At 59.6% G+C, this 25,912-nt stretch carries 40 protein-coding genes; 4 read left to right on the top strand and 36 right to left on the bottom strand.

The features are described from left to right. Position 1 precedes the first annotated feature (1 nt). The 34 genes from cutA to rpsL all read right to left on the bottom strand — a co-directional run bounded on the left by cutA (position 2) and on the right by rpsL (position 19,681). The gene (gene cutA / locus NA29_RS23730; RefSeq protein WP_039401614.1) at positions 2-334 is read right to left on the bottom strand and encodes a divalent-cation tolerance protein CutA; all 333 of its coding nucleotides are present in this window, start codon (positions 332-334) and stop codon (positions 2-4) included. A 190-nt stretch (positions 335-524) separates the two neighbouring features. After that, the gene (gene rplQ, locus NA29_RS23735; protein ID WP_039393695.1) at positions 525-917 is read right to left on the bottom strand and encodes a 50S ribosomal protein L17; all 393 of its coding nucleotides are present in this window, start codon (positions 915-917) and stop codon (positions 525-527) included. A 152-nt stretch (positions 918-1,069) separates the two neighbouring features. Beyond that, positions 1,070-2,047 carry a DNA-directed RNA polymerase subunit alpha gene (locus NA29_RS23740; RefSeq protein WP_039393697.1) on the bottom strand — a complete coding sequence of 326 codons (978 nt, stop codon included), beginning with the start codon at positions 2,045-2,047 and terminating at the stop codon, positions 1,070-1,072. 106 nt (positions 2,048-2,153) lie between these two features. Beyond that, positions 2,154-2,777 carry a 30S ribosomal protein S4 gene (rpsD, locus tag NA29_RS23745; protein WP_039393699.1) on the bottom strand — a complete coding sequence of 208 codons (624 nt, stop codon included), beginning with the start codon at positions 2,775-2,777 and terminating at the stop codon, positions 2,154-2,156. A 152-nt stretch (positions 2,778-2,929) separates the two neighbouring features. Beyond that, positions 2,930-3,334 (bottom strand): 30S ribosomal protein S11, encoded by a 405-nt coding sequence (gene rpsK / locus NA29_RS23750; RefSeq protein ID WP_010804113.1) that lies wholly within the window; start codon positions 3,332-3,334, stop codon positions 2,930-2,932. A gap of 17 nt (positions 3,335-3,351) precedes the next feature. Then, positions 3,352-3,717, bottom strand: coding sequence for a 30S ribosomal protein S13 (rpsM, locus tag NA29_RS23755; RefSeq protein WP_039393701.1), 366 nt, complete (start codon positions 3,715-3,717; stop codon positions 3,352-3,354). Between the two features lie 35 nt (positions 3,718-3,752). Then, a complete protein-coding gene (rpmJ, locus tag NA29_RS23760; protein ID WP_010804115.1) occupies positions 3,753-3,869 on the bottom strand; it encodes a 50S ribosomal protein L36 in 117 nt (38 codons plus the stop codon). 19 nt (positions 3,870-3,888) lie between these two features. After that, positions 3,889-4,107, bottom strand: a complete 219-nt coding sequence (infA, locus tag NA29_RS23765) for a translation initiation factor IF-1 (RefSeq protein WP_007869286.1) — start codon at positions 4,105-4,107, stop codon at positions 3,889-3,891. 12 nt (positions 4,108-4,119) lie between these two features. Further along, the gene (secY, locus tag NA29_RS23770) at positions 4,120-5,457 is read right to left on the bottom strand and encodes a preprotein translocase subunit SecY (RefSeq protein ID WP_010804117.1); all 1,338 of its coding nucleotides are present in this window, start codon (positions 5,455-5,457) and stop codon (positions 4,120-4,122) included. Between the two features lie 23 nt (positions 5,458-5,480). Continuing rightward, entirely contained in the window at positions 5,481-5,915 is a 435-nt protein-coding gene (gene rplO, locus NA29_RS23775; protein ID WP_039393709.1) for a 50S ribosomal protein L15, read from the bottom strand. An 11-nt stretch (positions 5,916-5,926) separates the two neighbouring features. Then, positions 5,927-6,109 carry a 50S ribosomal protein L30 gene (gene rpmD / locus NA29_RS23780; protein ID WP_010804119.1) on the bottom strand — a complete coding sequence of 61 codons (183 nt, stop codon included), beginning with the start codon at positions 6,107-6,109 and terminating at the stop codon, positions 5,927-5,929. 11 nt (positions 6,110-6,120) lie between these two features. Beyond that, a complete protein-coding gene (rpsE, locus tag NA29_RS23785; protein WP_039393711.1) occupies positions 6,121-6,639 on the bottom strand; it encodes a 30S ribosomal protein S5 in 519 nt (172 codons plus the stop codon). 13 nt (positions 6,640-6,652) lie between these two features. Beyond that, positions 6,653-7,018 (bottom strand): 50S ribosomal protein L18, encoded by a 366-nt coding sequence (gene rplR, locus NA29_RS23790; RefSeq protein ID WP_039393713.1) that lies wholly within the window; start codon positions 7,016-7,018, stop codon positions 6,653-6,655. Between the two features lie 11 nt (positions 7,019-7,029). Then, positions 7,030-7,563 (bottom strand): 50S ribosomal protein L6, encoded by a 534-nt coding sequence (gene rplF / locus NA29_RS23795; protein WP_039393715.1) that lies wholly within the window; start codon positions 7,561-7,563, stop codon positions 7,030-7,032. Positions 7,564-7,578: 15 nt separating this feature from the next. Further along, positions 7,579-7,974, bottom strand: coding sequence for a 30S ribosomal protein S8 (gene rpsH / locus NA29_RS23800; protein ID WP_010804123.1), 396 nt, complete (start codon positions 7,972-7,974; stop codon positions 7,579-7,581). A 13-nt stretch (positions 7,975-7,987) separates the two neighbouring features. Continuing rightward, entirely contained in the window at positions 7,988-8,293 is a 306-nt protein-coding gene (gene rpsN, locus NA29_RS23805) for a 30S ribosomal protein S14 (protein WP_039393717.1), read from the bottom strand. Positions 8,294-8,300: 7 nt separating this feature from the next. Continuing rightward, positions 8,301-8,840: a 50S ribosomal protein L5 gene (gene rplE / locus NA29_RS23810; RefSeq protein ID WP_023593829.1), complete on the bottom strand. Its 540-nt coding sequence runs from the start codon at positions 8,838-8,840 to the stop codon at positions 8,301-8,303. Positions 8,841-8,853: 13 nt separating this feature from the next. Further along, complete coding sequence (gene rplX / locus NA29_RS23815; protein WP_023593828.1) at positions 8,854-9,162, bottom strand: 50S ribosomal protein L24; 309 nt, start codon at positions 9,160-9,162, stop codon at positions 8,854-8,856. 11 nt (positions 9,163-9,173) lie between these two features. Then, entirely contained in the window at positions 9,174-9,542 is a 369-nt protein-coding gene (gene rplN / locus NA29_RS23820) for a 50S ribosomal protein L14 (protein WP_010804127.1), read from the bottom strand. Positions 9,543-9,807: 265 nt separating this feature from the next. Next, positions 9,808-10,080, bottom strand: a complete 273-nt coding sequence (gene rpsQ, locus NA29_RS23825; RefSeq protein WP_039393722.1) for a 30S ribosomal protein S17 — start codon at positions 10,078-10,080, stop codon at positions 9,808-9,810. Further along, entirely contained in the window at positions 10,077-10,271 is a 195-nt protein-coding gene (gene rpmC / locus NA29_RS23830; protein WP_010804129.1) for a 50S ribosomal protein L29, read from the bottom strand. Before rpmC ends, rpsQ begins: the two co-directional genes overlap by 4 nt. Before the next feature lie 14 nt (positions 10,272-10,285). Next, the gene (gene rplP, locus NA29_RS23835) at positions 10,286-10,702 is read right to left on the bottom strand and encodes a 50S ribosomal protein L16 (protein ID WP_010804130.1); all 417 of its coding nucleotides are present in this window, start codon (positions 10,700-10,702) and stop codon (positions 10,286-10,288) included. Positions 10,703-10,704: 2 nt separating this feature from the next. Next, positions 10,705-11,508, bottom strand: a complete 804-nt coding sequence (gene rpsC / locus NA29_RS23840) for a 30S ribosomal protein S3 (RefSeq protein ID WP_039393724.1) — start codon at positions 11,506-11,508, stop codon at positions 10,705-10,707. Positions 11,509-11,517: 9 nt separating this feature from the next. Beyond that, a complete protein-coding gene (gene rplV / locus NA29_RS23845; protein ID WP_039393726.1) occupies positions 11,518-11,847 on the bottom strand; it encodes a 50S ribosomal protein L22 in 330 nt (109 codons plus the stop codon). A 10-nt stretch (positions 11,848-11,857) separates the two neighbouring features. Continuing rightward, complete coding sequence (gene rpsS / locus NA29_RS23850) at positions 11,858-12,133, bottom strand: 30S ribosomal protein S19 (RefSeq protein WP_010804133.1); 276 nt, start codon at positions 12,131-12,133, stop codon at positions 11,858-11,860. A 13-nt stretch (positions 12,134-12,146) separates the two neighbouring features. After that, complete coding sequence (gene rplB / locus NA29_RS23855; protein WP_039393727.1) at positions 12,147-12,974, bottom strand: 50S ribosomal protein L2; 828 nt, start codon at positions 12,972-12,974, stop codon at positions 12,147-12,149. Between the two features lie 2 nt (positions 12,975-12,976). After that, entirely contained in the window at positions 12,977-13,291 is a 315-nt protein-coding gene (rplW, locus tag NA29_RS23860) for a 50S ribosomal protein L23 (protein ID WP_010804135.1), read from the bottom strand. Next, positions 13,288-13,908 (bottom strand): 50S ribosomal protein L4, encoded by a 621-nt coding sequence (gene rplD, locus NA29_RS23865; protein WP_010804136.1) that lies wholly within the window; start codon positions 13,906-13,908, stop codon positions 13,288-13,290. The genes rplW and rplD overlap by 4 nt, the downstream gene beginning before the upstream one ends. Before the next feature lie 2 nt (positions 13,909-13,910). Beyond that, entirely contained in the window at positions 13,911-14,567 is a 657-nt protein-coding gene (rplC, locus tag NA29_RS23870) for a 50S ribosomal protein L3 (RefSeq protein ID WP_039401616.1), read from the bottom strand. Positions 14,568-14,773: 206 nt separating this feature from the next. Further along, a complete protein-coding gene (rpsJ, locus tag NA29_RS23875) occupies positions 14,774-15,085 on the bottom strand; it encodes a 30S ribosomal protein S10 (protein WP_010804138.1) in 312 nt (103 codons plus the stop codon). 113 nt (positions 15,086-15,198) lie between these two features. Next, a complete protein-coding gene (tuf, locus tag NA29_RS23880; RefSeq protein WP_039393730.1) occupies positions 15,199-16,407 on the bottom strand; it encodes an elongation factor Tu in 1,209 nt (402 codons plus the stop codon). Positions 16,408-16,489: 82 nt separating this feature from the next. Further along, a complete protein-coding gene (gene fusA / locus NA29_RS23885) occupies positions 16,490-18,592 on the bottom strand; it encodes an elongation factor G (RefSeq protein ID WP_039393731.1) in 2,103 nt (700 codons plus the stop codon). A 117-nt stretch (positions 18,593-18,709) separates the two neighbouring features. Continuing rightward, positions 18,710-19,180, bottom strand: coding sequence for a 30S ribosomal protein S7 (gene rpsG / locus NA29_RS23890; protein WP_023593821.1), 471 nt, complete (start codon positions 19,178-19,180; stop codon positions 18,710-18,712). Positions 19,181-19,306: 126 nt separating this feature from the next. Then, on the bottom strand, positions 19,307-19,681 hold the full coding sequence (gene rpsL, locus NA29_RS23895; protein WP_010804142.1) for a 30S ribosomal protein S12: 375 nt from the start codon (positions 19,679-19,681) through the stop codon (positions 19,307-19,309). A 399-nt stretch (positions 19,682-20,080) separates the two neighbouring features. Here rpsL and NA29_RS23900 point away from each other — a divergent pair, with 399 nt between their 5' ends. From NA29_RS23900 to NA29_RS23910, 3 genes are all read left to right on the top strand, one after another. Beyond that, positions 20,081-21,475, top strand: a complete 1,395-nt coding sequence (locus tag NA29_RS23900; protein WP_072633372.1) for an aminotransferase-like domain-containing protein — start codon at positions 20,081-20,083, stop codon at positions 21,473-21,475. 257 nt (positions 21,476-21,732) lie between these two features. Beyond that, positions 21,733-23,040 (top strand): hypothetical protein, encoded by a 1,308-nt coding sequence (locus NA29_RS23905; protein ID WP_039393735.1) that lies wholly within the window; start codon positions 21,733-21,735, stop codon positions 23,038-23,040. Positions 23,041-23,239: 199 nt separating this feature from the next. Then, positions 23,240-23,962, top strand: coding sequence for an HAD family hydrolase (locus tag NA29_RS23910; RefSeq protein ID WP_039393737.1), 723 nt, complete (start codon positions 23,240-23,242; stop codon positions 23,960-23,962). Here NA29_RS23910 and NA29_RS23915 read toward each other — a convergent pair. Both NA29_RS23915 and NA29_RS23920 read right to left on the bottom strand, forming a co-directional pair. Continuing rightward, positions 23,910-24,701, bottom strand: a complete 792-nt coding sequence (locus tag NA29_RS23915; RefSeq protein ID WP_052252357.1) for an AraC family transcriptional regulator — start codon at positions 24,699-24,701, stop codon at positions 23,910-23,912. The genes NA29_RS23910 and NA29_RS23915 overlap by 53 nt on opposite strands. A 144-nt stretch (positions 24,702-24,845) precedes the next feature. After that, positions 24,846-25,244, bottom strand: a complete 399-nt coding sequence (locus tag NA29_RS23920; RefSeq protein ID WP_039393739.1) for a CopD family protein — start codon at positions 25,242-25,244, stop codon at positions 24,846-24,848. Positions 25,245-25,395: 151 nt separating this feature from the next. Here NA29_RS23920 and NA29_RS23925 point away from each other — a divergent pair, with 151 nt between their 5' ends. Further along, positions 25,396-25,704, top strand: coding sequence for a DUF4148 domain-containing protein (locus NA29_RS23925; protein ID WP_072633373.1), 309 nt, complete (start codon positions 25,396-25,398; stop codon positions 25,702-25,704). Positions 25,705-25,912 lie beyond the last annotated feature (208 nt).

Raw genomic sequence — 25,912 nt, forward strand, 5'->3', positions numbered from 1 at the left:
GTCAAACATGCAACTGCCCCCGCGTTTCATCCTCGACCCATCGGGCGTAAGCGGGTAGTGCCGCCGTCGCGGGCCACGCCACAATCTCCGGGACGTCGTATGGATGGTGTTCTTTGATGTACTGCTCCAGCGCACCATAACGCGCGGCAGTCGTCTTGATGATGAGCGGTATTTCGACGCTCGTTTCACGCTTGCCCTGCCAGCGATAACTCGACCGCACAGGCGCCATTTGCTGCACACATGCCGCCAGACGTCCGGCAAGCATGCCGTCGATAGCCGCTTCTGCGCTGGCTTCGTCGGGAAATGTCGTCATGACGACGAGAAGGGCGTCCATGGTGTGCTGTCGACCGTTCAGGCGTGAGAGGTGTCCACTGTACACCGACACAGGCAATGATGTGTGCGGCGACAACGATTTCCGGACTGTGCCGATGCCTGCTCGGACGATGCCCAAAAACAAAAAAGCCAGGTCGATGACCTGGCTTTTTTTACGGCTGACGGCCCAAAAAGACCGTTGCGCGAATCGCTTACTCAGCGACTTCCGGCGCTTCCGTGTCGACTTCCGGACGATCCAGCAGTTCGACGAAAGCCATCGGAGCGTTGTCACCCACGCGGAAACCCATCTTCAGGATACGCAGGTAGCCGCCCGGACGGTTGGCAAAACGCGGGCCGAGTTCGTTGAACAGCTTCGTGACCATTTCACGATCGCGCAGGCGGTTGAACGCCAGACGACGGTTAGCGACGGAGTCCTTCTTGCCCAGCGTGATGAGGGGCTCGACGACCTTACGCAGTTCCTTGGCCTTCGGCAGCGTGGTCTTGATGGCTTCGTGCTGGAGCAGCGAATTCGACATGTTACGCAGCATAGCCAGACGGTGGCTGCTGGTACGATTCAGTTTACGCAAACCATGACGGTGACGCATTTTCACTTTCCTTTAAACAGAGTTTTCGACCAAGCTCTTCTATCGGTGGCAACCACCGCGGGCCGGTACCTTCGCAATCGGCCGTATCGGACATGCCGACGTGCCGCACTTACGTAGCAACACGGCCGCCCGAAGGCGGCCATGTCGTTACATTACTTCTCGAGACCAGCCGGCGGCCAGTTTTCGAGCTTCATGCCGAGCGTGAGACCACGCGAGGCAAGCACTTCCTTGATCTCGTTGAGCGACTTGCGACCCAGGTTCGGGGTCTTGAGCAATTCGTTCTCGGTACGCTGGATCAGGTCGCCGATGTAGTAGATGTTTTCGGCCTTCAAGCAGTTGGCCGAACGCACCGTCAACTCGAGATCGTCCACCGGACGCAGCAGGATCGGATCGATCTGCGGCGCACGCGACGGCGCTTCGCTGGCGGCTTCCGTGCCTTCCAGCGCAGCGAACACCGACAGTTGGTCGACGAGGATGCGAGCCGATTGACGGATCGCTTCTTCCGGCGACACCACACCGTTGGTTTCGATGTTCATCACGAGCTTGTCCAGGTCCGTACGTTGTTCCACACGGGCCGATTCGACCGCGTAGCTCACACGCTTGACCGGCGAGAACGACGCGTCGAGGACGATACGGCCGATAACCTTGGCCGACTCGTCGCCATAACGGCGCACGTTACCCGGGACATAACCACGACCCTTTTCGATCTTGATCTGAACGTCGAGCTTGCCGCCCTTCGCCAGATGCGCGATCACGTGATCGGGGTTGATCAGTTCCACATCATGCGGCACTTCGATATCCGAAGCGCGCACCACACCTTCACCATCCTTGCGCAGCGTAACGGTGACTTCGTCACGGTTATGCAGCTTGAACACGACACCCTTGAGGTTCAACAGGAAGTTGACGACATCTTCCTGGACACCATCGATGGTGGAATATTCATGCACAACGCCGGCGATCGTCACTTCGGTCGGCGCGTAGCCCACCATCGACGACAACAGCACGCGGCGAAGCGCGTTGCCCAAGGTGTGGCCGTAGCCACGTTCGAACGGCTCCATCACGACTTTGGCGTGATGCTCACCGACCGGCTCAACCGCAATAATCTTGGGCTTCAACAAACTGGTTTGCATAGGTTTCCTTTTCAATACCCTCGGCTCGTTACACCGATAAGGCTGATGGATGACAACCTGCACGGAACGCAAAACGCGCCGTGAGGCGCGTCAAGCATCATACGGATTAACGCGAATACAATTCGACGATCAGGCTTTCGTTGATGTCGCCTGCGATATCGCTACGTTCCGGCAGTGCCTTGAAAGTGCCTTCCATCTTCTTGGCGTCAACCGAAACCCAGATCGGGAAACCGACTTGCTCAGCCAGCGTCAGCGCTTCCTGAATACGCACTTGCTTCTTGGCCTTTTCGCGAATGCTGATCACGTCGCCGGCCTTAACCTTGATCGACGGGATGTTCGAAACGACACCGTTCACCACGATGGCCTTGTGGCCAACGAGTTGGCGCGCTTCAGCGCGCGTCGAACCAAAGCCCATGCGGTACACGACGTTGTCCAGGCGCGACTCGAGCAATTGCAGCAGGTTTTCACCCGTGTTGCCCTTGACGCGGTCGGCTTCCGCGAAATAACGACGGAACTGACGCTCAAGCACGCCGTAAATACGCTTAACCTTCTGCTTTTCGCGCAGTTGGTTGCCGTAGTCCGACGTACGAGCACCCGACGTGCGGCCGTGCTGACCCGGCTTGCTATCCAGCTTGCACTTGTCGGCGAGCGAGCGACGTGCGCTCTTCAGGAAGAGGTCAGTACCTTCACGACGGGAGAGTTTGGCCTTCGGGCCGATATAACGTGCCACGGTTGTTCCTTTATCTCAAAATTTGACGCAGCGAACTTTGTCCACTACGCAAGTCCGGTACCAATGTACCGGACGGTGGTCTTAGAAATTACTACGCGCACGGCCGAGACCGTGCGCGAACCCGCGATTATAGCAGGATTTTCTAAAGCGTCTTAGATACGACGACGCTTCGGCGGGCGGCAGCCGTTGTGCGGGACCGGCGTCACGTCCGAGATGGCCGTGATCTTGATACCCAGCGCATTCAGCGCACGAACCGCGGATTCGCGACCCGGGCCCGGGCCCTTGATGCGAACTTCGAGGTTCTTCACGCCGTATTCCAGTGCCACGCGGCCAGCCGACTCAGCAGCAACCTGGGCAGCGAACGGGGTCGACTTACGCGAACCCTTGAAGCCCTGGCCACCCGACGTCGCCCATGCCAGCGCATTGCCCTGACGATCGGTGATCGTGATGATGGTGTTGTTGAACGAAGCGTGGACGTGCACGACGCCTTCGGCAACGCTCTTCTTGACCTTCTTGCGAACGCGCTGCGAAGCGGCGTTGTTCTGTTGCTTAGCCATGAGTTCCTATCCTCTGGTTACTTCTTCAGCGAGACGCCGGCCTTACGCGGGCCCTTGCGGGTACGCGCATTGGTACGGGTGCGCTGACCGCGAAGCGGCAAGCCCTTGCGGTGACGCATACCACGATAGCAGCCCAGGTCCATCAGGCGCTTGATGCTCATGGTCGTCTCACGGCGAAGGTCACCCTCAACCGTCAGTTGACCAACTTGATCACGCAGCTTTTCAAGATCAGCGTCGTCGAGGTCCTTGACCTTCTTCGAGTGAGCCACACCGGCTGCGTCGCAAATCTGGCGAGCGCGCGTGCGACCGACACCGTAAATAGCCGTCAGGCCAATGACAGTGTGCTGGTGGTTCGGGATGTTAACCCCTGCGATACGAGCCATTCGTAATTCCCCAACTAAATAGCGTTAAAGGCCGATTAGCCCTGACGTTGCTTGTGGCGCGGATCCGAGCTGCAGATCACGCGCAGCACGCCTTTGCGCTTCACAAACTTGCAATTGCGGCAGATGCACTTAACAGATGCCAAAACTTTCATGACAATTCCCTCTCTCTAATCACTTCGCCCGGAAGACGATCCGCGCACGCGACAGATCGTAGGGCGTCAACTCTACCGTCACCTTATCTCCGGGAAGGATGCGGATGTAATGCATCCGCATCTTGCCGGAAATATGTCCGAGTACTACATGGCCATTTTCCAGCTTTACCCGGAAGGTGGCATTGGGGAGGTTTTCAACGACCTCACCCTGCATTTGAATAACGTCGTCTTTCGACATGATCCTGGATGATCAGCGAAGCGTCATGTTATTGCCGCCCTTGAAATTCGCCTTGCGGAGCAGCGACTCATATTGTTGCGACATCACATACGACTGCACCTGCGCCATGAAGTCCATCGTCACCACCACGATAATCAGCAGTGAGGTTCCACCGAAGTAGAACGGGACATTCCAGCGCAACACCAAGAACTCAGGCAGCAAACACACTAAGGTGACGTAAGCTGCACCGGCCAGTGTCAATCGCGTCAGGATCTTATCGATATAACGCGCGGTTTGGTCGCCCGGACGGATGCCCGGAACAAACGCGCCGCTCTTCTTCAGGTTCTCGGCGGTCTCCTTGCTGTTAAACACCAGAGCGGTGTAAAAGAAGCAGAAGAACACGATCGCCAGTGCGTAGAGCATCACGTAGATCGGCTGACCCGGCGACAACTTTGCCGCGATATCCTTGAGCCAGCGCGCGTTATCACCTGCGCCGAACCAATTCGCGATCGTTGCCGGGAACAGGATGATCGACGATGCAAAGATCGGCGGAATCACGCCTGCCATATTCAGCTTAAGGGGCAGGTGTGAAGCCTGACCACCGTACACCTTGTTGCCGACCTGACGCTTCGCGTAGTTCACCAGAATCTTGCGTTGACCACGTTCGACGAAAACGACGAAGAACGTCACGAGCACCACCAGGGCACAGATCACGATCGCCGAGAACGGACCGATCGAACCGGTACCGACCAACTCGAACAAGCCACCCACAGCGTTCGGCAAACCTGCCGCAATACCGCCGAAGATGATGATCGAAATGCCGTTACCGAGACCGCGTTCGGTGATCTGCTCACCAAGCCACATCAGGAACATCGTGCCGGTCACGAGCGTGATCACCGTCGTCAGGCGGAAAAGCATGCCCGGATCGACGACGAGCCCTGGCTCGCTTTCCAACGTCACCGCAATGGCAGCTGCCTGGAAGAGCGCAAGCACCACCGTGAAATACCGGGTGTACTGCGTGATCTTGCGTTGTCCGGCCTGGCCTTCCTTACGCAATGCTTCCAGCTGAGGCGAAACCATCGCCAGCAACTGCATGATGATCGACGCCGAAATGTACGGCATGATCCCCAGCGCGAAGATCGTGAAACGCGACAACGCACCGCCAGAGAACATGTTGAACATGCCCAGGATCCCGCCCGACTGGCGCTGGAACAACTGCGCCAGCTGATCGGGGTCGATGCCCGGCACCGGGATATGCGCACCAATACGGTAGACGATCAACGCCAGCAGCAAGAAAACCAGCCGCCGGCGCAGATCCGCATACTTCGGGCCCTGCGTACCAGGCTTAGCGAGATTAGGAGACTTGGCCAATGATGGCTCCGGGGTGTCCTAACTTACTCTGCGACCGAACCGCCAGCCGCTTGAATGGCGGTGAGCGCACCCTTGGTGACGCCCAGACCCTTCACAACGACCTTGCGGGTGATCTCGCCAGCGGCGATGATCTTGGCCGAAAGCGACAGCTCGCTCACCAGACCGGCCTGCTTCAGAACCAGCAGATCGATCTCGTCGACCGGCAGGTTGTTCAGGTCCGACAGGCGAACTTCGCCAACGAAACGACGCGTCAGCGACTTGAAACCACGCTTCGGCAGACGACGTTGCAGCGGCATTTGACCGCCTTCGAAGCCCACCTTGTGGAAGCCACCCGAACGCGACTTCTGACCCTTGTGACCACGGCCGGCGGTTTTACCCAGACCCGAACCGATGCCACGGCCGACGCGGCGCTTGGCGTGCTTGGCGCCTTCTGCCGGCTTAATCGAATTCAATTCCATTTTGCCCTCGCTCAGTCGACGATCTTCACAAGGTACGAGACCTTGTTGATCATGCCCCGCACAGCGGGCGTATCCTGCAACTCGCTGACCGAATTGAGGCGACGCAGGCCGAGGCCCTTCACGGTGGCGCGATGTTCTTCGCGCGTACCGATCAGGCTCTTGACCAGCTTAACTTTCACAGTTTGCTGCGACATATTGATCACCCTTAGCCGAGGATCTCTTCCACCGACTTGCCACGCTTAGCGGCGATGTCAGCAGGAGTCGATTGTTTCTTCAGGCCGTCGAGCGTGGCGCGGACCAGGTTGTACGGGTTCGTCGAGCCAAGGCTCTTCGTCACCACGTTGGTCACGCCCATCACCTCGAACACCGCGCGCATCGGGCCACCGGCGATCACGCCGGTACCGTCCTTCGCCGGCGACATCAGGACGCGCGAGGCGCCATGCTGGCCGAGAACGTTGTGTTGAAGGGTGCCGTTCTTCAGAGCAACCTTGAACATATTGCGGCGGGCTTGTTCCATTGCCTTTTGAACGGCAACCGGGACTTCCTTCGCCTTGCCCTTGCCCATGCCGATGCGGCCATCGCCGTCACCAACCACGGTCAACGCGGCAAAACCGAGAATACGGCCACCCTTCACAACCTTCGTGACACGGTTGACCGCGATCATCTTCTCGCGAAGGCCGTCGTCGCGTTCGTCAGCCTGAACTTTCGCTTGCATCTTTGCCATGACGGATCCTTACTTAGAACTTGAGGCCGGCTTCACGGGCTGCGTCGGCGAGAGCCTTAACGCGACCGTGATAGCGGAAGCCCGAGCGGTCGAAAGACACGCTTTCGATGCCGGCGGCCTTCGCCTTTTCGGCGATACGACGACCGATCAACGCAGCAGCGGCAGCGTTGCCGCCCTTGCCTTCCTTGTCGCCCAGTTCCTTGCGCACTTCGGCTTCCAGCGTCGAAGCGCTGGCCAGCACTTGCGTGCCGTCTTCCGAGAAAACTTGCGCGTAAATGTGCACGTTGGTGCGATGCACGGAAAGGCGATGCACCTTCTGAGCTGCCAGCTTGATACGAGTCTGGCGAGCGCGGCGCACACGTGATTGTTTCTTGTCCATGTTTCGCACCCTTACTTCTTCTTGGTTTCCTTGAGGATCACCGTCTCGTCCGCATAGCGGACACCCTTACCCTTGTAGGGCTCGGGCGGACGGTAACCGCGAACTTCCGCAGCCACTTGTCCGACGCGTTGCTTATCAACGCCTTTGATGATGATCTCCGTCTGCGTCGGGGTCTCGACCTTCACGCCTTCCGGCATGGCATGCACAACATCGTGCGAGAAACCCAGCTCGAGCTTCAGGTTGTTACCTTCAGCCTTGGCACGGTAACCCACGCCAACGAGTTGCAGCTTCTTTTCGAAACCCTTGCTCACACCGGTCACCATATTGTTGACCAGTGCACGTTCCGTACCATACAGCGCATTCGCTTCACGGCTTTCGTCGGCCGGGGCGAAGGTGATGGTGCCGTCTTCAATCTTGACGTTCACAAGGGCGTTCACGCCACGGGTCAACGAACCCAGGGCACCCTTGACCGTCAGCACATTGCCAGCCAGCGTCGTTTCAACGCCCTTCGGCAGTGCAATGGGACTCTTACCTACTCGAGACATTTCAACTCTCCTCGGTTAGGCCACGTAGCAGATGACTTCGCCGCCCACGCCAGTGGCGCGTGCCTTGCGATCCGTCATCACGCCCTTCGGGGTCGAGACGATTGCAACGCCCAGGCCATTCATGACCTGCGGGATATCGTTGCGGCTCTTGTACACACGCAGACCCGGGCGCGAAACGCGCTCGAGGCGCTCGATCACCGGACGGCCAGCGTAGTACTTCAGTGCGATGTTCAGCACCGGCTTGGTTTCTTCTGCTTCAACCGCGAAGTCTTCGATGTAGCCTTCGTCCTTCAGGACCTTGGCGATCGAGACCTTCAGCTTGGACGAGGGCATCTTCACCGATGCTTTCTCAACCATCTGAGCGTTGCGGATGCGAGTCAGCATATCGGCGATAGGATCGCTCATGCTCATGGTGCTTCTCCTATTACCAGCTTGCTTTGGTCACGCCCGGGATTTCGCCACGGAAGGCGATTTCACGGATCTTGTTACGGGCCAGGCCGAATTTGCGGAACGTGCCGCGCGGACGACCGGTCAGCTCGCAACGATTGCGTTGACGCGTCGGGTTGGCGTTACGCGGCAGCTGTTGCAGCGCCAGACGTGCTTCATAACGCTCGTCTTCCGACTTGCTGGTGTCTTCGATGATCGCTTTGAGGTCAGCACGCTTGCCAGCGTACTTCGCCGCCAGACGGGCGCGCTTCTTTTCGCGTTCGATAAGTGCCAGTTTAGCCACGATTACCTCAGTTACGGAACGGGAATTTGAACGCCGACAGAAGAGCCTTGGCTTCTTCGTCAGTCTTCGCAGTCGTCGTGATGCTGATGTTCAGACCACGCAGTGCGTCGATTTTGTCGTATTCGATTTCGGGGAAAATGATCTGCTCTTTCACACCGATGTTGTAGTTGCCACGACCGTCGAACGCACGACCCGAAATACCACGGAAGTCACGCACGCGCGGCAGAGCCACGGTGATGAAACGATCCAGGAATTCGAACATACGCTCGCCGCGCAGCGTCACCATCGTACCGATCGGGTAACCTTCGCGGATCTTGAAACCGGCGATAGCCTTACGAGCCTTCGTCACCACCGGCTTTTGACCGGCAATCTTCGTCAGGTCGCCAACGGCGTGCTCAATGATCTTCTTGTCAGCGACGGCTTGACCAAGGCCCATGTTCAGGGTGATCTTGGTGATACGCGGCACTTCCATCACGGACTTGTAACCGAACTGCTTGGTGAGCTCGGCGACAATCTTGTCCTTATAGAATTCTTGCAAACGGGCCATTATCTATACTCCCTTAGGCACCGACGACCGCACCGGTCGTCTTGAGGAAGCGGACCTTCTTGCCGTCTTCGACCTTGATGCCCACGCGCGACGGCTTGCCATTGGCATCCACCAGCGCCACGTTCGAAACGTGGATCGGCATCGTCTTGTCGACCACGCCACCTTGCGTACCCTTCATCGGGTTCGGCTTGACGTGCTTCTTGGCGACGTTCACGCCTTCGACGACCAGCTTGTCACCATCAACGGCCAGAACCGTGCCACGCTTGGCCTTGTCCTTACCCGTCAGAACGATGACTTGGTCACCCTTACGAATCTTGTTCATGTGTCGGCTCCTTACAGCACTTCCGGGGCCAGCGACACGATCTTCATGAAGCGTTCGGTACGCAGTTCACGCGTAACCGGCCCGAAGATACGGGTGCCGATCGGCTCGAGCTTGGTGTTAAGCAGCACGGCGGCGTTGCCGTCGAATTTGACCAGCGAGCCGTCCTGGCGACGCACGCCCTTGGCGGTGCGCACGACCACTGCGTTGTAGATTTCGCCCTTCTTGACGCGACCACGCGGGGCAGCATCCTTCACGCTGACCTTGATGATGTCGCCAATGCCGGCGTAGCGACGCTTGGAGCCGCCCAGCACCTTGATGCACATCACTTCGCGCGCACCGGTGTTGTCGGCTACTTCGAGCCGGGTTTCAGTTTGAATCATGGTGTTATCTTCCCAACTTAATCCGACACCTAGGCGTCGGTCAGTCTTGGTCCCCGTCAGCACCAAAGGGTGCCGTTTGGGTTGAGTCGTTCAAAAGTGGACAACCTTGCTACCTCGTCCAGACCCGTAGAGGATACGAATCGGCTTCGGAAGCCATCCACTCCCTTGCGAAACCAAAGACCGGTTTTGGCGAAAGAAGCGGAAAGTCCGGAATTATACATCGATAATTCCGGACTTGCAAGTCAAGCCTTCGCTTCAGACTGCCTTAGATGATACGGGCAGCTTCCACGAGACGGGCAACCGTCCAGGCCTTGGTCTTCGACAGCGGACGGGATTCTTGAATCTCGACCAGGTCGCCTTCCTTGTACTGGTTGGTTTCGTCGTGCGCGTGGTACTTCTTCGAGCGCACGATGTACTTGCCGTAGAGCGGGTGCTTCATTTGACGCTCGATCAGCACGGTAACCGTCTTGTCCATCTTATCGCTGACAACGCGACCAACGAGGGTGCGCTTCAGCGAAGTCTTAGCGGTATCGTTCATTTCTGGCTCGCCTTCTCAGTCAACACGGTACGCACACGCGCGATGTCCTTGCGCACCTTCTTCAGCTGGCTGGTGTTGCTCAGCTGTTGGGTGCCCGCTTGCATGCGAAGACCGAATTGGGCCTTCAACAGATCCGACAGTTCCTTGTTCAGGCCGTCGACATCCTTGGCACGAAGTTCGGATGCTTTCATTTCAAATTCTCCCTTCAGGCGCCAAGGCGACGGACGAAGAACGTCGTCTGAATCGGCAGCTTGGCAGCAGCCAGGCGGAACGCCTCGCGCGCCAGCGCTTCATCCACACCGTCCATTTCGTACAGCATCTTGCCCGGCTGAATCTCGGCGACGTAGTACTCAGGGTTACCCTTACCGTTACCCATACGCACTTCTGCCGGCTTTTGCGAGATCGGCTTGTCCGGGAAGATACGGATCCAGATACGGCCACCACGCTTGATGTGGCGGGTCATAGCACGACGAGCAGCTTCGATTTGACGAGCCGTCAGACGACCACGACCGACCGCCTTCAGACCGAATTCGCCGAACGACACTTCGTTGCCACGGGTGGCGACGCCAGTGTTACGGCCCTTCTGCTCTTTGCGATACTTTCTGCGTTTCGGTTGCAGCATGATTATTCTCCAGTCTTGGCGTCGCCTTCAGGCTTGCCAGCCGGACGGCGTGCACCACCGCGCTTCGCACCGGCCTTGTCGCCAGCATCGTCACGACGGGGGCGACGGTCGCCCGGACGCGCATTGCGGCGCGGACGCTTTTCTTCGGCCGGCTCTTCAGCCACCGGAGCGTCGTTGCGGCCCAGCGTGTCACCCTTGTACACCCACACCTTGATACCGATGATGCCGTACGTCGTCTTCGCTTCCGAGGTTGCGTAGTCGATGTCAGCGCGCAGGGTGTGCAGGGGCACACGGCCTTCGCGGTACCACTCGGTACGAGCGATTTCGATACCGTTCAGACGGCCAGCGCTCATGATCTTGATGCCTTGGGCGCCCAGACGCATCGCGTTCTGCATCGCGCGCTTCATTGCGCGACGGAACATGATACGGCGCTCAAGCTGCTGAGCGATCGAATCGGCGATCAGCTGCGCATCGGTTTCCGGCTTGCGGATTTCTTCGATGTTCACGTGCACGGGCACGCCCATGCGCTTTTGCAGCTCAGCCTTGAGGATTTCGATGTCCTCGCCCTTCTTGCCGATCACAACGCCCGGACGCGAGCTGAAAATCGTGATGCGAGCATTCTTGGCCGGACGTTCGATGACCACGCGGCCAACCGAAGCATTCTTCAGCTTCTTCTTCAGGTAATCGCGAACGCCGATATCTTCCTGCAGCATTTTCGCGAAATCCTGGTTGTTCGCGTACCAACGCGAAGCCCAGTTACGACTGACAGCCAGACGGAAGCCAGTCGGATGAATTTTCTGTCCCATCGTGACCCCTTAGTTGCCCAGCGTCACAGTGATGTGACAGGTTTGCTTCTCGATGCGGTTACCACGGCCCTTAGCGCGCGCGGTGAAACGCTTGAGCGAGGTCGCCTTGTCAACGAAGATGCCCTTAACGCGCAGCTCGTCAATGTCAGCACCTTCATTGTGCTCGGCGTTGGCGATAGCCGACTCCAGCACCTTCTTGATGATGACCGCGGCCTTCTTCGGCGAGAAGGTCAGTACATTCAGCGCACGCTCCAGCGGCAGGCCGCGAATCTGGTCAGCGACCAGACGCGTCTTCTGCGCCGAGATACGGGCACCGCGGTGAATTGCTTTCACTTCCATGATCGGCCCCTTATTTCTTCGCCTTCTTGTCGGCCGCATGGCCCTTGAAGGTACGGGTAAGTGCGAACTCACCCAGCTTGTGGCCGACCATGTTTTCCGTCACGTACACCGGCACGTGTTGACGGCCATTGTGTACAGCGATCGTCAGGCCGATGAAATCGGGCAGGACGGTCGAACGACGCGACCAGGTCTTGATCGGCTTCTTGTCACGCGATGCAGCTGCCGCTTCCACTTTCTTCAGCAGATGAGCGTCGCAAAACGGACCTTTTTTAACAGAACGAGTCATTTGCTAGCTCCAATTAGCGCTTCTTGCGACGCTGAACGATCATGCTGTCGGTGCGCTTGGTCGAACGGGTACGCTTACCCTTGGTATGCTGACCCCACGGGCTGACCGGATGACGACCAGCTGCCGTACGACCTTCACCACCACCGTGCGGGTGATCCACCGGGTTCATCGCCACACCGCGAACGGTCGGGCGAATACCGCGCCAACGCTTGGCACCGGCCTTGCCCAATTGGCGCAGGCTGTGCTCTTCGTTGCCGACTTCACCGATGGTAGCGCGGCACTCGATGTGCACGCGACGGACTTCGCCCGAACGCAGACGCACTTGAGCGTACGTGCCTTCGCGAGCCAGCAGCATTGCCGACGTACCAGCGGCACGGGCGATTTGTGCGCCCTTGCCCGGCAGCAGTTCGATGCCGTGAATCGTGGTACCGACCGGAATGTTGCGGATCGGCAGTGCATTGCCAGCCTTGATCGGGGCTTCGGAGCCGCTCACCACTTGCTGGCCGACGGTCATACCCTTCGGAGCAAGAATGTAACGACGCTCGCCGTCGGCGTAGCAAAGCAGTGCGATGTTCGCGCTGCGGTTCGGATCGTACTCAAGACGCTCAACCTTCGCCGTGATGCCGTCCTTGTTGCGACGGAAATCGACGATACGGTAGTGTTGCTTGTGACCGCCACCCATATGACGGGTGGTGATGTGACCGTTGTTGTTACGGCCAGCGGTCTTGCTCTTGGTATCGAGCAGCGGGGCGAACGGCTTGCCCTTATGCAGATCCTTGTTGACGACCTTGACCAGCGAACGGCGGCCCGGCGACGTCGGTTTCGTTTTGACGAGTGCCATGATTACTTGGCCTCCGCTTCAAAATTGATTTCCTGACCCGGCTTCAAGCTCACGTAAGCCTTCTTCTCGTGGTCGCGACGACCCATGAAGCGGCCAAAGCGCTTTTGCTTGCCCTTACGGTTCAGGATCTGCACCGACTCGACTTCAACCTTGAAGAGAAGCTCAACAGCAGCCTTCACTTCTTGCTTGTTCGCGTCGCGTGCAACTTGGAACACCACTTGTTCATTCTTGTCAGCCACCAGCGTCGCCTTTTCGGAGATCACCGGCGCGAGCAAGACCTGGTACAGACGATGGTCGTTTTTACGCACGTCGCTCATGACAGCATCTCCTCAATCTTGGCGATCGCGCCCTTCGTCAGCAGCACCTTCTTGAAGTAGATGAGCGACAGCGGGTCGGCGAAACGCGGCTCGGTGACGGCAACGTGAGCCAGATTGCGCGAGGCCAGGAACAGGTTCTCGTCCACGCTATCCGTGATCAGCAGCACCGACTCAAGACCCATGGCCTTGATCTTTTCAGCGAGCAGTTTGGTCTTCGGCGCATCCAGCTTGATGTCCTCGACCACCGACAGACGACCTTCACGGGCGAGCTGCGACAGAATCGAGCACACACCGGCGCGGTACATCTTCTTGTTGACCTTGTGGGTGAAGTTCTCTTCCGGCGAATTCGGGAAGATACGGCCACCGCCGCGCCACAGCGGGCTCGACGACATACCGGCACGAGCGCGGCCCGTACCCTTCTGACGCCACGGCTTCTTCGTCGTGTGCTTGACCTGTTCACGGTCCTTCTGCGCACGGTTGCCGCTGCGGGCGTTGGCTTGATAAGCCACCACAACCTGATGGATCAGCGCTTCGTTGTAGTCACGGCCGAACACGACGTCCGACGCGTTGACAGCAGCGCCTTCCTGACCTTGCTCATTCAGGAGCTTCAGTTCCATTGTTACGCTCCCTTCGCGAGTTTGGCCTTGACTGCCGAGGTCACGAAAACCTTGCCTTCGTTGGCGCCCGGAACGGCACCCTTCACGAAGATCAGGCCACGTTCAGCGTCAATGCGCGCGATTTCGAGATTCTGTACCGTCGTCGTGACGTCACCCAGGTGACCCGTCATGCGCTTACCCGGGAACACACGGCCCGGATCCTGCGCCATACCGATCGAACCCGGCACGTTGTGCGAACGCGAGTTACCGTGCGATGCGCGGCCCGAAGCGAAGTTGTAACGCTTGATGGTACCTGCGTAGCCCTTACCGATCGACACGCCTTGCACGTCGACCTTCTGGCCTACCTGGAACAGATCGACACCAACGGCTGCGCCCGGCTGCAGTTCAGCAGCTTTGGCAGCATCGATGCGGAATTCCTTGAGGATTTCACCGGCTTCGACACCAGCTTTCGCATAGTGACCGGCGGCGGCTTTGGTCACGCGCGAAGCGCGACGATTGCCGAAAGTGACTTGAACGGCGGTATAGCCGTCCGTTTCATCCGTCTTGATTTGCGTCACACGGTTGTTAGACACGTCGAGCACGGTGACGGGAATCGAATCGCCGTCGTCCGTGAAAATACGCGTCATGCCAACCTTGCGACCGACAAGGCCAAGGCTCATGATTTTCTCCATTCCCGACTGCGATTGGCCGGGGCTAAATGACAAAAGGATGGTCCACGGATGTGGGCCATCTTTTCAAAACTACACTTGAGCCCGCCATTATAGGCGGACTTTTATCGCTTGACAAGTGTTGCTAAATCACATAACAAAAGCCCCGCCGGGTCCAGCATTGGCGGGGCTTTCAAGAGCGAAAACGCTCGCAAGCCTTACTGCAGCTTGATTTCGACGTCGACGCCAGCCGGCAGATCGAGCTTCATCAGCGCGTCAACCGTCTTGTCCGTCGGATCGACGATGTCCATCAGGCGCTGGTGCGTACGGATTTCGAGCTGGTCGCGCGACGTCTTGTTGACGTGCGGCGAACGCAGGATGTCGAAACGCTCGATACGCGTCGGCAGGGGCACCGGGCCCTTGACGATTGCGCCGGTGCGCTTGGCGGTTTCAACGATTTCGGCAGCCGACTGGTCGATCAGGCGGTAGTCGAAAGCCTTCAGGCGGATACGGATCTTTTGGTTCTGCATGGAATTTCTCCAAAGAGCATGGCAACCCTCGTTCGGGCGCCGGGTAAATCACAAAGAGCAAACAGAATCACGACGATGGGGGCCAAAACCCCGCACCGTCGTTCAATCCGCTATTAGGCGACGATCTTAGCAACGACGCCCGAGCCAACCGTACGGCCACCTTCGCGGATTGCGAAGCGCAGACCTTCGGTCATGGCGATCGGAGCGATCAGCTTGACGCTGATCGACACGTTGTCGCCCGGCATGACCATTTCCTTGTCGGCCGGCAGGGTGATCGAGCCCGTCACGTCCGTCGTACGGAAGTAGAACTGCGGACGGTAGTTGTTGAAGAACGGCGTGTGACGACCACCTTCATCCTTCGACAGAACGTACACTTCGGCCGTGAAGCTCATGTGCGGCTTGATCGAGCCCGGCTTGGCCAGAACCTGACCACGCTGAACGTCTTCACGCTTCGTGCCGCGCAGCAGCAGACCCACGTTGTCGCCTGCCTGACCTTGGTCGAGCAGCTTGCGGAACATTTCAACGCCCGTGCAGGTCGTCTTGTCGATGTGCGGCTTGTCGCCGTCCATCTTGATACCGACGATTTCGATTTCTTCGCCGACCTTGACCACGCCCGACTCGATACGACCCGTCACCACCGTGCCGCGACCCGAGATCGAGAACACGTCTTCCACCGGCATCAGGAACGGCTTGTCAACAGCGCGCTCCGGCGTCGGGATGTACGAATCCAGCGCGTCGGCCAGGTTCATGATCGCGACTTCGCCCAGTTCGCCCTTGTCGCCTTCCAGCGCCAGCTTGGCCGAACCCTTGATGATCGGCGTGTCGTCGCCCGGGAAGTCGTACTTCGAGAGAAGTTCGCGCACTTCCATTTCGACCAGCTCGAGCAGTTCGGCGTCGTCGACCATGTCGCACTTGTTCAGGAACACGATGATGTACGGCACACCGACCTGACGGGCGAGCAGGATGTGCTCACGCGTTTGCGGCATCGGGCCGTCAGCAGCCGAGCAAACCAGGATAGCGCCGTCCATCTGGGCAGCACCGGTAATCATGTTCTTGACGTAGTCGGCGTGGCCCGGGCAGTCAACGTGTGCGTAGTGGCGCGTAGCCGTTTCGTACTCGATGTGTGCCGTGTTGATGGTAATGCCGCGTGCCTTTTCTTCCGGCGCTGCGTCGATTTCGTCGTACTTCTTGGCTTCGCCGCCGAACTTGGACGACAGAACCGTTGCGATAGCAGCCGTCAGGGTGGTCTTGCCGTGGTCAACGTGGCCAATGGTACCGACGTTCACGTGCGGCTTAGTCCGCTCGAATTTTTCCTTTGCCATTTCCGAATCCTCAGATACTGAATAGACGATTAAACAGTGTGTCGGGCGCCGCATCGAATGATGCGGACACCCTACAAATGAATTACTTGCTCTTGTTGCTGATGATGGCTTCGCTCACGTTCTTCGGAGCTTCAGCGTAGTGCTTGAACTCCATCGTGTACGTGGCGCGGCCTTGCGTAGCCGAACGCAGCGACGTCGAATAACCGAACATTTCCGACAGCGGAACTTCAGCGCGCACGATCTTGCCGCCGCCGACCATGTCGTCCATGCCCTGGATAATGCCGCGACGGCTCGACAAGTCGCCCATCACGTTACCCATGTAGTCTTCCGGCGTTTCCACTTCCACGGCCATCATCGGCTCGAGGATGACCGGCTTGGCACGGCGCATCGCTTCCTTGAAAGCCATCGAACCAGCCATACGGAACGCGTTTTCGTTCGAGTCCACATCGTGGTACGAACCGAACGTCAGGTGGACCGTCACGTCGACGACCGGGAAGCCAGCAAGCACGCCACTCTTGAGCGTGTCCTGGATACCCTTATCAACGGCCGGAATGTATTCACGCGGAATCACACCACCCTTGATTTCGTCGAAGAACTTGTAACCAGCGCCTTGCTCGCTCGGCTCAAGCGTAATGACAGCGTGACCGAACTGGCCGCGACCGCCCGACTGCTTGACGAACTTGCCTTCCACGTCGGCGGCCGTCGCGCGAATGGTTTCGCGGTAGGCAACCTGCGGAGCGCCGATGTTGGCTTCCACGCCGAATTCGCGCTTCATGCGATCGACCAGAATTTCGAGGTGGAGCTCGCCCATACCCGAAATGATGGTCTGACCCGATTCTTCATCGGTCTGCACGCGGAACGACGGGTCTTCCTGCGCCAGGCGGTTCAGGGCGAGGCCCATCTTTTCCTGGTCGACCTTGGTCTTCGGCTCGACAGCCTGCGAAATCACCGGCTCCGGGAACACCATGCGCTCGAGCACGATCGGTGCCGACGGATCGCACAGCGTGTCACCCGTCGTTGCATCCTTCAGGCCAACAGCAGCGGCGATGTCGCCAGCGCGCACTTCTTCGATTTCTTCACGCTGGTTCGCGTGCATCTGCACGATACGGCCCAGGCGTTCCTTCTTGCCCTTGACCGAGTTCAGCAGCGTGTCGCCCTTGTTCACAACGCCCGAATAGACGCGGAAGAAGATCAGCTGACCAACGAACGGGTCCGTCATGATCTTGAACGCCAGCGACGAGAACTTCTCGTCGTCCGAAGCCTTACGCTCCGTCGGCTGTTCCTTGTCATCCGTACCCTTGACCGGCGGAATGTCGACCGGCGACGGCAGGAAGTCGATCACGGCGTCCAGCATACGCTGCACACCCTTGTTCTTGAACGCGGTACCGCACAGCATCGGCTGGATTTCGCATGCGACGGTACGCAGACGAATGCCTTCGATGATGTCAGCTTCGGAGAGGTCGCCCTCTTCGAGGTACTTGTTCATCATCTCTTCGCTCGACTCGGCAGCGGCCTCGACCATGCCTTCGCGCCACTTCTGGGCTTCCGCTTGCAGCTCGACCGGAATGTCGACGTAGTCGAACTTCATGCCTTGCGAAGCCTCGTCCCAAATGATCGCCTTCATCTTGATGAGGTCGACCACGCCCTTGAAGTTTTCTTCAGCGCCGATCGGCACCACCACCGGCACAGGGTTGGCCTTCAGGCGGTTCTTCAGCTGGTCGTAGACCTTGAAGAAGTTTGCGCCGGTACGGTCCATCTTGTTGACGAACGCCAGACGCGGCACGCCGTACTTGTTGGCCTGACGCCACACGGTTTCCGACTGGGGCTGCACGCCACCCACGGCGCAATACACCATGCACGCGCCATCGAGAACACGCATCGAGCGCTCGACTTCAATCGTGAAGTCGACGTGACCCGGGGTGTCGATGATGTTGATGCGGTGCTTTTGATAGTTGTTGGCCATGCCGGACCAGAAGCAGGTCGTGGCAGCCGACGTAATCGTGATGCCGCGCTCTTGTTCCTGCTCCATCCAGTCCATCGTCGCCGCGCCATCGTGCACTTCACCGATTTTGTGGTTCACACCGGTGTAGAACAAAATGCGCTCGGTCGTCGTGGTTTTACCTGCGTCGATGTGAGCGCTAATACCGATGTTGCGGTAGCGCTCGATAGGGGTTGTACGAGCCACTTTAAGCCTCTTTCAATGTAGCCGCCATTTTTGAGGGGGCTACTAACACAAACGGGCGAGGCGCAACTTCTCATGCGCACCCGCCCCGGTTTCTGCTCTAGGTACTGCTTGCCAGCGTCAGAAGCGGAAGTGCGAGAAGGCCTTGTTGGCTTCAGCCATGCGGTGAACTTCGTCACGCTTCTTCATGGCGCCGCCACGACCTTCCGAGGCTTCAATCAGCTCACCAGCCAGGCGCAGGGCCATCGACTTCTCGCTACGCTTCTTCGCGGCCTCACGCAACCAACGCATCGCCAATGCCATACGACGCGACGGACGCACTTCGACCGGAACTTGATAGTTTGCACCGCCAACACGGCGGCTCTTGACTTCAACCACAGGCTTCACGTTACCGAGAGCCGTGTTGAAGACTTCCAGCGGATCCTTGCCCGCCTTGGTTTGGATCTGCTCGAAAGCACCATAAACGATGCGCTCTGCAACCGACTTCTTGCCGGCAAGCATGAGCACGTTCATGAATTTAGCGACTTCAACGTTGCCGAACTTCGGATCGGGCAACACTTCGCGCTTGGGGACTTCGCGACGACGCGGCATGATTTCTTCCTTAATCAATTCAGTTGGAGCTGAGCTCCAGGCCACCTACTAGCCATTTTTTGGCCGAGTGACCACTTACTCAGTGACGATGTACCACCATCACCGAACGTATATCCGCTAAGCCGCTTAGGCCTTCGGACGCTTCGCGCCGTACTTCGAACGGGCTTGCTTACGGTCCTTGACGCCTTGCGTGTCGAGGCTACCGCGCACCATGTGGTAACGCACACCCGGCAAGTCCTTCACACGACCGCCGCGAATCAGCACGACCGAGTGTTCCTGCAGGTTGTGGCCTTCACCGCCGATGTACGAAATGACTTCGAAACCGTTCGTCAGGCGCACCTTGGCAACCTTACGCAGTGCGGAGTTCGGCTTCTTCGGCGTCGTGGTGTACACACGGGTGCACACGCCGCGACGCTGCGGGCAGTCCTGCAGGGCCGGGCTCTTGCTCTTGATTTGAGCAGAGGTGCGCGGCTTGCGGACCAATTGGTTAATCGTTGGCATTGTGATTTCCTAAACGTGTCAAAAGCATGAAAGCCAAGGCGGGCCGTCATGCGACTTTACTGCGTACTCCCCGGCTGCTCTTGCGGATAGTCCGCATCTAAACGCTTGATGCATAAGCACTTTGCATTAGGCACGGGCATGCCGCCGGAAAAACCGGAGCCTGCGACTATACCCCCGCTGTTGGCAAGTGTCAACGCACTCTCGCGCAAATTCTCGTCGTAAGTCGTTGATTGTTAACGGTCATGGTCTTCATCACCATGGATCGCCACCGCCGCAGGCACCGCCTCAAGGTGCGTCTCCCCCTCTCAAATTCAAGACTTGCGACCCACATGTATGCAAACTACACTGCATACACAGGGTATTTACGTACGAATTTCCATACATAACACCGACATGGCTATGGACACTTCTCACGACACGCTTCGCGCCACCTTCTGGAAACCTGCGCTCACCGTAGGCAAAGGCCCCCGTTATCTGAGACTGGCGAGTTTCATCGAGCAGTCGGTCGCGGACGGCCGCCTGCGCCCCGGCGACCGCCTGCCGGCGCAGCGCGAGCTGGCGTCGTGGCTCGGCATCGACTTCACCACAGTCACGCGCGCCTACAACCGGGCCCGCGACCGGAGCGCCATTGAGGGTCGCGGCCCGCTCGGCACCTTCGTCAGCAAGCCACGCGTGGCGCTCGATCAGGTGCTTGATCTGGGCATGAACATTCCGCCCGCACCGGCCGGGCAGTTCCTTGGCGAGTTACTGCAAAAGGGGATCGACGAAGTCCTGCGGCACACCGATGCCTCGATGCTCATGGCGTATCAGTTAGGGGACGGGGGCGTTGCCGACCGCCAGGCCGGTACGCTCTGGCTCGCGCCCATGCTCGGCGCCCTCGACCCGGCAGACGTGCTCGTCTGCCCCGGCGCACAAGCCACGCTGGCAGCGTTGCTGCTCACCGAGACCGAGCGGGACGAAACGGTCTTGTGTGAGCCGATCGTCTATCCGGGGGTTCGCAGCGCGGCCCGCTCGCTCGGTCGCCGTCTGGAGGGCGTTGCCACCGATGCCGACGGCATGCTGCCCGACGCGCTGGCCGCTGCCGCCCGAGAGCACCGCGCGCGCATCGTCTATCTGAACCCCACGCTGCAGAACCCGACCACGCGCACGATGTCCGAGCGCCGCCGCCGGGAACTGCTCGCCGTGGCGGACAAACTCGACCTGACGCTCATCGAAGACGACCCCTACTGGCGTCTCATGCCGGACGCCCCGACGCCGCTCGCCCGCCTCTCGCCGCATCGCGTGCACTATGTGTCCACGCTGTCGAAATGCCTGACGCCGGGCCTTCGCACTGCGTATGTCCGTCTCGCCGACGGCCGCAAGCGCGACGTCTTCCTCAGTACGTTGCATTCGTTCGCGCTGATGGCGCCCCCGTTGATGGCGGGATTGGCGACGCAATGGATTCACGACGGCACTGCCGACCGCATCATGGATGGTGTGAAGGAAGCCGCCGCGCAACGTCAGGCCATTGCTGCCGATATTCTCGGGGACGCGAGCGCCCCGCCGATTCAGGGCATCCACCTCTGGCATGAGTTGCCCGCCCCCTGGACGGCCCGCGAACTGACCATGGCCGCCCGCGCCGAGGGACTCGCCGTCACACCTGCGGACGCCTTCTGTCTGTCGTCGGACGCGCCCAACGCGATCCGCATCTCGCTGGGTGGCGTACGTGATCCGGAGCGTCTGTCGAGTGCGCTCAAGCGTCTGCGGTCGCTGCTGCGCGAGGCGCCGCCGAGCCTGCGCGCCGCGATCGTCTGAGACTATCCGTTGGCCGCAGGCAAGTTCGACGGCCTCGGCCTGCGGCAACGGGCCCAGGTCTTCGAGCGCATGCCGCAGTGAGTGCGCAAGAAGCGGAACGGCTGACGGTAGCAAAGGGTCGGCGCTGACGTCGTGCACGCGCAGCGAGAGCGCCAATCCCCATCTGCAAACATCCCGGCCTCAACGCGACAACCCGATTTGCCCCAGCAGGAATACTCCGGTTCACGGAAATCCCCGTGACCTCAACCGGAGTGACGATGATTCTCTATTCAATGTCCGATTGGCTGACGTCGGCCGTGAGCGTAGCCAAGGAACTCCCCCGACTGCACACGCAAGCCCACGCGCCCCGCATCGCGAGCGACCTGGCACGCGCCTCATCCGCGCCCATCACATCCACCATGATTTCACCGGCGCTCCCGGACCGGCAGCCCGCGCAAGGGGCGGCATCCTTCAATTGGTCGCAACCGCCGGTCACACGGGCCCGCGTCTTTGCGGAGCGGTTGGCGGACGTGCGGCCAGTGTGCGTTGTCGGTGCGCGCGACGATACACAGAACTGCCTTCTCGACCTGCCTGCCGATGTTCATGTCGACGTCGACGCAAGCCGTCTGCTGCTCGCAGGCTGTGAGGCGTCATTGGGAGCGGAGATGCGCAAAACACTTTCGGGTGAGCGGCGTGACAGCGCGACACTGGAGCGGGAATTCTCCAGGGCCCGCGCTGCTGAATCTCGAGGTCAATATTCCGTTCGCTCCATTGAGCGGCGCCTGACCAAGCGACTGAACCAGTTGTTGCCCGGCATGGAACGCCTGCTGAAAGACACCAAAGCCCATATCGAAATCCCGCAGTTGTCGGTGACGCGCTTGCTCACGAGCGTGCCGGAAGCCCGACGGCATGGCATCGACGTTCCGTTTCAACACGCAGAGCTGCGTCTACCGCTGGGTGAGCCTGAGAACCAACGCGCCACGCTAGGCGCGTACATCCGCATTCCGGCCCGTGACCGGCAGTTGCTCCTGTTTGTTTCGCTGGCCACGCCGGATACGGTCGAATGGGTCAACCAGGACCTCACAACCCACGCCGCCCAGCACCGGAAGCAGTTGTTCGGCGAGATTCCCGAGCATTTCGATGCGACGCCGTTACCCATGCCTGCTGAGCTACGAGGCCCCAATCTCGTCCGGACTCTCGCGAAGCATCTTCATGACGGACATCTGCGTTATCACGATGTTGCCTACGGCGCGACCCGCGAGTCGCTGGCGCCGATATCGCACGCCGACGTCAGGCAGCCGCTCTGTTCGCTGCGTGGGCAAGAGACACCATCGGAGGCGAAGCGCTCGCCCCGCGCCCACGAACCGGTACCCGTGACACCCCTGACGCGGGCGCAAGCGTCAAAAGCAGTGGCAGAAGCAGCGGCAGAAGCAGTGCAAGCCACCGAACCTCCCGCGCCGCTGCTTAAGCGTCGCACGTCCCGCTCGATGAGCGTGTCGCTCGATGAAATGGCCAAGGCGATCGCGGCGCTTGAGCAGCTGGATCGGACGTACCGCCAGCTTGCTCGCCCCCGCTTCGGAAAATAGCGCAGTGCTTGCCCGGTGCGGTATGCGCGCTTGCGTCCGTCGCAAGTCACGTCAAGCTATCATTTCCCATAGCCCGATCTGTCGCATTAGGCGTAGCTGCTGTCACTCGGCACGTTTTACTTACTCTGGCGAATTCGTACACTCCCACATTTCGGCGGCAGCTCCCCCACTCCGCCCTGACACGAGTCCACTACCCGCCATGCAGGCAAGTTTCGAGAAAGACAGTATTTTGGTCCTCGATGTCGACGGTACGCTGACCGACTCGGTGCGCATCCATCAACGCGCCTTGCTTGGCGCGATGGAATCGCTGGCGTTCGATGAGTTGAACACCGACTGGGGAAGTTATCCGCATCACACCGACACCGGGATCCTGATTCACGCCCACGTCGAGAACGGTCGCGCCTTGCCGCAGCCGCACGATCTGGCCCGCTTCGAGCACGAGATCGACGAGCGCTTCACCGCCCTGCTCAATGCACACGGGCTGGCCGAGATCCCCGGTGCGCGCGCCTTCGTCGAGGCCGCGCACCGCTCCCGCTGGGGCGTGGTGTTTGCCACCGGCGGCATCCGTCAGGTCAGTCATCGCAAGCTGCGCTCCGTCGCCATCGATTACACGGACGCCATGCTCATCACTGCGTCCGAGTACAGCTCACGCGACCAGTTGGTGGCCGAGGCGATCAAACGGGCGCAGGCTGGCTACGGGATTACGCGCCCGCGGGCGGTGGTCTCGATCGGCGACGGGATGTGGGACCTGAAGGTCGCGCGCAAGCTCGGCATCGACTTCGTCGGCATCGGCTCGAAACGTCAGCGCTCGCCGCTGCTCGACGAAGGCGTACCGGTCTACGACGACATGTGGGACGCCATGCACTGGCTCACTCCGGGCCGCGGGCGCGCGTCAGGTACTCGCTTGGCGTCACGCCCATAAAGCGGCGGAACATGGTGGAAAAGGCGCTCGGCGTGTCGTAACCGACTTCGAGCGCCACTTGCGTGATGGGCCGTCCGGCCCCCAGCAACGGCAACGCACCCAGCAAGCGCATCTGCTGACGCCACTCCCGGAACGGCAAACCGAACTCCGTCATAAAGCGACGCTCCAGCGTACGGCTCGACGCCCCCACCTCCACGGCCCAGTCCTGAAGACTGCGGGGGTCGGCAGGCGTTGTCAGATAGGTGTCGAAGATCTTGCGCAGACGCGCATCGCGCGGCACCTGCAGGTGGAGCGGCGAATCGCTTTTCCACTCGACTTCTTCGAGCAGCAGCGCAATCACGAGCGCATCCTTGCCCCGCGGCGCCCAGTCGGGCGGCAACGACATTGCGCGCAGAATCAGCTCGCGTAGCAGCGCCGAGACACGAATGACGACGGGCACATCGGGTGCTGCCATGCCGAGTCGTTCGACATCGACATAGACCGTGCGCATCTCCACTTTGCCGCGCATGCGCACTTCATGCGTAACGTTGGCCGGAATCCATAATGCGCGCTGCGGCGGAATCACCCAAAACGACGTATCGGTGCGGACTTCCAGAATACCGGCGCTCGCATACATCAATTGCGCGCGTCGATGACTATGAGGACGCACTACATGACCATCGGGGTAATCTTTCGCCAACGCGTCGACGGGGCGGTCATGAGCCTGAAACTCCAGGGGTATCGCACTGGTGATCGGCATGGGGACCAAGCCTCAAAAAAGGCGAAATTTGGGACGTATTTGGCGACGTCGTCAGCGTAACACCGCCCACACGCCCAGACCAAGCCCAAACCAGGCCGAACGGAGGCCGAATCCCTTACCGCAGCGTTGCACCATGCGCACCGTTCAGAACGGTTTGACGATCACGAGCGCGACGACGATCGCCATCGAAATGAGGGTGACGGGCAGCGCACGTCCGAACACTGCAGGTGGCTGCGTGCTCTCGTCGCGCTCCAGACGCCGCAATGTGGCCGACAACCGACCGTGTAACGCCGATAGAACGATCACGAAAACAAGCTTCGCCATGAGCCAGGGGGCGTGCCACCAGTTGGCCATGATGGCGAGCGTCGGCCCCGTGATCCACACCACGATCAATGCGGGCGACGCCAGTGCGTAGTCCGCCCGTCGCGCCACGCGGCGCCACTCGGGCTGCGCCAGACGCCCGCCCAGCGCCATCGTCACAAGCCCCGCAATGAACGTGATGACCGCGATCAGGTGCACCGCCTTGATCCAGAGATAGAGCATCGGATGTCTCCTGTTAGGTTCGAACGATTATTTCCATCCATGCAACAGTTGCTTGTAATAAGTCGTCTTTATCGCGAGAGGTGACATTAATACACTTCAACTGTCGACGATGAATTGAACATCGCCTCTTTCAAAAGACAGGAGAAATATCATGAAGCGCACCCTTATTACTTCGGCTTTGGTTTCCGCAATGCTGGCTGTTTCGGCCGGTTCGGCTTTCGCCAGCGATGCATTCGACGGCCCCTCGGAATTCTCGTGGGTTCCGCAAACCAGCGCCCTGAGCCGCGCCCAGGTTCGTGACGAACTCATTCAGGCGCAGCAAGCCGGTCTCGTGGTGCAACACGACGCCGTCTACCCGAAGGCAGCGCCGAGCGCACAGCCGGTCGCAGCCAGCGCCCCGATCACGATGGGCTCGGTGGGCGGTCAGCAACGTGCCGGCACGACCTACTTCGGTTCGTAATGTAACTCGCCGCGCTGCGGACCTCTTGCCTGACGAGAGGCCGCGGCGCGGCGCGCGTTCTGCGCATAACGACGCACCGGTTGCCGGTGCTCAGTGTGATCTCCGGTCTTTTCCGACCTAAGACTCCTGTCGCTGTGCGTAGCGGTTCGACGCACAGGACTTTGCCCGTCGCTTCGGCGACGGGCTTTTTTAGCCGGGATGCTACCCG

Source organism: Pandoraea sputorum, assembly GCF_000814845.2.
Classification (GTDB): Bacteria; Pseudomonadota; Gammaproteobacteria; order Burkholderiales; family Burkholderiaceae; genus Pandoraea; species Pandoraea sputorum.

Coding starts and splice junctions, on each gene's coding strand:
- rpmD (WP_010804119.1), bottom strand. CDS start 6,109: ATGTCGCAGCAAACTGTGAAAGTTAAGCTGGTCAAGAGCCTGATCGGT.
- rplV (WP_039393726.1), bottom strand. CDS start 11,847: ATGGAAGTGAAAGCAATTCACCGCGGTGCCCGTATCTCGGCGCAGAAG.
- tuf (WP_039393730.1), bottom strand. CDS start 16,407: ATGGCAAAGGAAAAATTCGAGCGGACTAAGCCGCACGTGAACGTCGGT.
- rplE (WP_023593829.1), bottom strand. CDS start 8,840: ATGGCCCGTTTGCAAGAATTCTATAAGGACAAGATTGTCGCCGAGCTC.
- rplP (WP_010804130.1), bottom strand. CDS start 10,702: ATGCTGCAACCGAAACGCAGAAAGTATCGCAAAGAGCAGAAGGGCCGT.
- rplW (WP_010804135.1), bottom strand. CDS start 13,291: ATGAGCGACGTGCGTAAAAACGACCATCGTCTGTACCAGGTCTTGCTC.
- NA29_RS23900 (WP_072633372.1), top strand. CDS start 20,081: ATGGACACTTCTCACGACACGCTTCGCGCCACCTTCTGGAAACCTGCG.
- infA (WP_007869286.1), bottom strand. CDS start 4,107: ATGTCGAAAGACGACGTTATTCAAATGCAGGGTGAGGTCGTTGAAAAC.
- rpsH (WP_010804123.1), bottom strand. CDS start 7,974: ATGAGCATGAGCGATCCTATCGCCGATATGCTGACTCGCATCCGCAAC.
- rplR (WP_039393713.1), bottom strand. CDS start 7,018: ATGGACAAGAAACAATCACGTGTGCGCCGCGCTCGCCAGACTCGTATC.
- rplO (WP_039393709.1), bottom strand. CDS start 5,915: ATGGAATTGAATTCGATTAAGCCGGCAGAAGGCGCCAAGCACGCCAAG.
- rplN (WP_010804127.1), bottom strand. CDS start 9,542: ATGATTCAAACTGAAACCCGGCTCGAAGTAGCCGACAACACCGGTGCG.
- rplX (WP_023593828.1), bottom strand. CDS start 9,162: ATGAACAAGATTCGTAAGGGTGACCAAGTCATCGTTCTGACGGGTAAG.
- rplF (WP_039393715.1), bottom strand. CDS start 7,563: ATGTCTCGAGTAGGTAAGAGTCCCATTGCACTGCCGAAGGGCGTTGAA.
- rplQ (WP_039393695.1), bottom strand. CDS start 917: ATGCGTCACCGTCATGGTTTGCGTAAACTGAATCGTACCAGCAGCCAC.
- NA29_RS23910 (WP_039393737.1), top strand. CDS start 23,240: ATGCAGGCAAGTTTCGAGAAAGACAGTATTTTGGTCCTCGATGTCGAC.
- rpsM (WP_039393701.1), bottom strand. CDS start 3,717: ATGGCTCGTATCGCAGGGGTTAACATCCCGAACCACCAGCACACTGTC.
- rplB (WP_039393727.1), bottom strand. CDS start 12,974: ATGGCACTCGTCAAAACGAAACCGACGTCGCCGGGCCGCCGTTCGCTG.
- rpsL (WP_010804142.1), bottom strand. CDS start 19,681: ATGCCAACGATTAACCAATTGGTCCGCAAGCCGCGCACCTCTGCTCAA.
- NA29_RS23740 (WP_039393697.1), bottom strand. CDS start 2,047: ATGCAAACCAGTTTGTTGAAGCCCAAGATTATTGCGGTTGAGCCGGTC.
- NA29_RS23905 (WP_039393735.1), top strand. CDS start 21,733: ATGATTCTCTATTCAATGTCCGATTGGCTGACGTCGGCCGTGAGCGTA.
- NA29_RS23915 (WP_052252357.1), bottom strand. CDS start 24,701: ATGCCGATCACCAGTGCGATACCCCTGGAGTTTCAGGCTCATGACCGC.
- rplC (WP_039401616.1), bottom strand. CDS start 14,567: ATGAGCCTTGGCCTTGTCGGTCGCAAGGTTGGCATGACGCGTATTTTC.
- rpmC (WP_010804129.1), bottom strand. CDS start 10,271: ATGAAAGCATCCGAACTTCGTGCCAAGGATGTCGACGGCCTGAACAAG.
- cutA (WP_039401614.1), bottom strand. CDS start 334: ATGGACGCCCTTCTCGTCGTCATGACGACATTTCCCGACGAAGCCAGC.
- rpsG (WP_023593821.1), bottom strand. CDS start 19,180: ATGCCGCGTCGTCGCGAAGTCCCCAAGCGCGAAGTGTTGCCCGATCCG.
- NA29_RS23920 (WP_039393739.1), bottom strand. CDS start 25,244: ATGCTCTATCTCTGGATCAAGGCGGTGCACCTGATCGCGGTCATCACG.
- rplD (WP_010804136.1), bottom strand. CDS start 13,908: ATGGAACTGAAGCTCCTGAATGAGCAAGGTCAGGAAGGCGCTGCTGTC.
- rpsK (WP_010804113.1), bottom strand. CDS start 3,334: ATGGCTAAGCAACAGAACAACGCCGCTTCGCAGCGCGTTCGCAAGAAG.
- NA29_RS23925 (WP_072633373.1), top strand. CDS start 25,396: ATGAAGCGCACCCTTATTACTTCGGCTTTGGTTTCCGCAATGCTGGCT.
- rpmJ (WP_010804115.1), bottom strand. CDS start 3,869: ATGAAAGTTTTGGCATCTGTTAAGTGCATCTGCCGCAATTGCAAGTTT.
- rpsS (WP_010804133.1), bottom strand. CDS start 12,133: ATGACTCGTTCTGTTAAAAAAGGTCCGTTTTGCGACGCTCATCTGCTG.
- rpsC (WP_039393724.1), bottom strand. CDS start 11,508: ATGGGACAGAAAATTCATCCGACTGGCTTCCGTCTGGCTGTCAGTCGT.
- rpsE (WP_039393711.1), bottom strand. CDS start 6,639: ATGGCAAAGATGCAAGCGAAAGTTCAGGCTGACGAACGCGACGACGGC.
- rpsQ (WP_039393722.1), bottom strand. CDS start 10,080: ATGAACGATACCGCTAAGACTTCGCTGAAGCGCACCCTCGTTGGTCGC.
- rpsJ (WP_010804138.1), bottom strand. CDS start 15,085: ATGCAGAACCAAAAGATCCGTATCCGCCTGAAGGCTTTCGACTACCGC.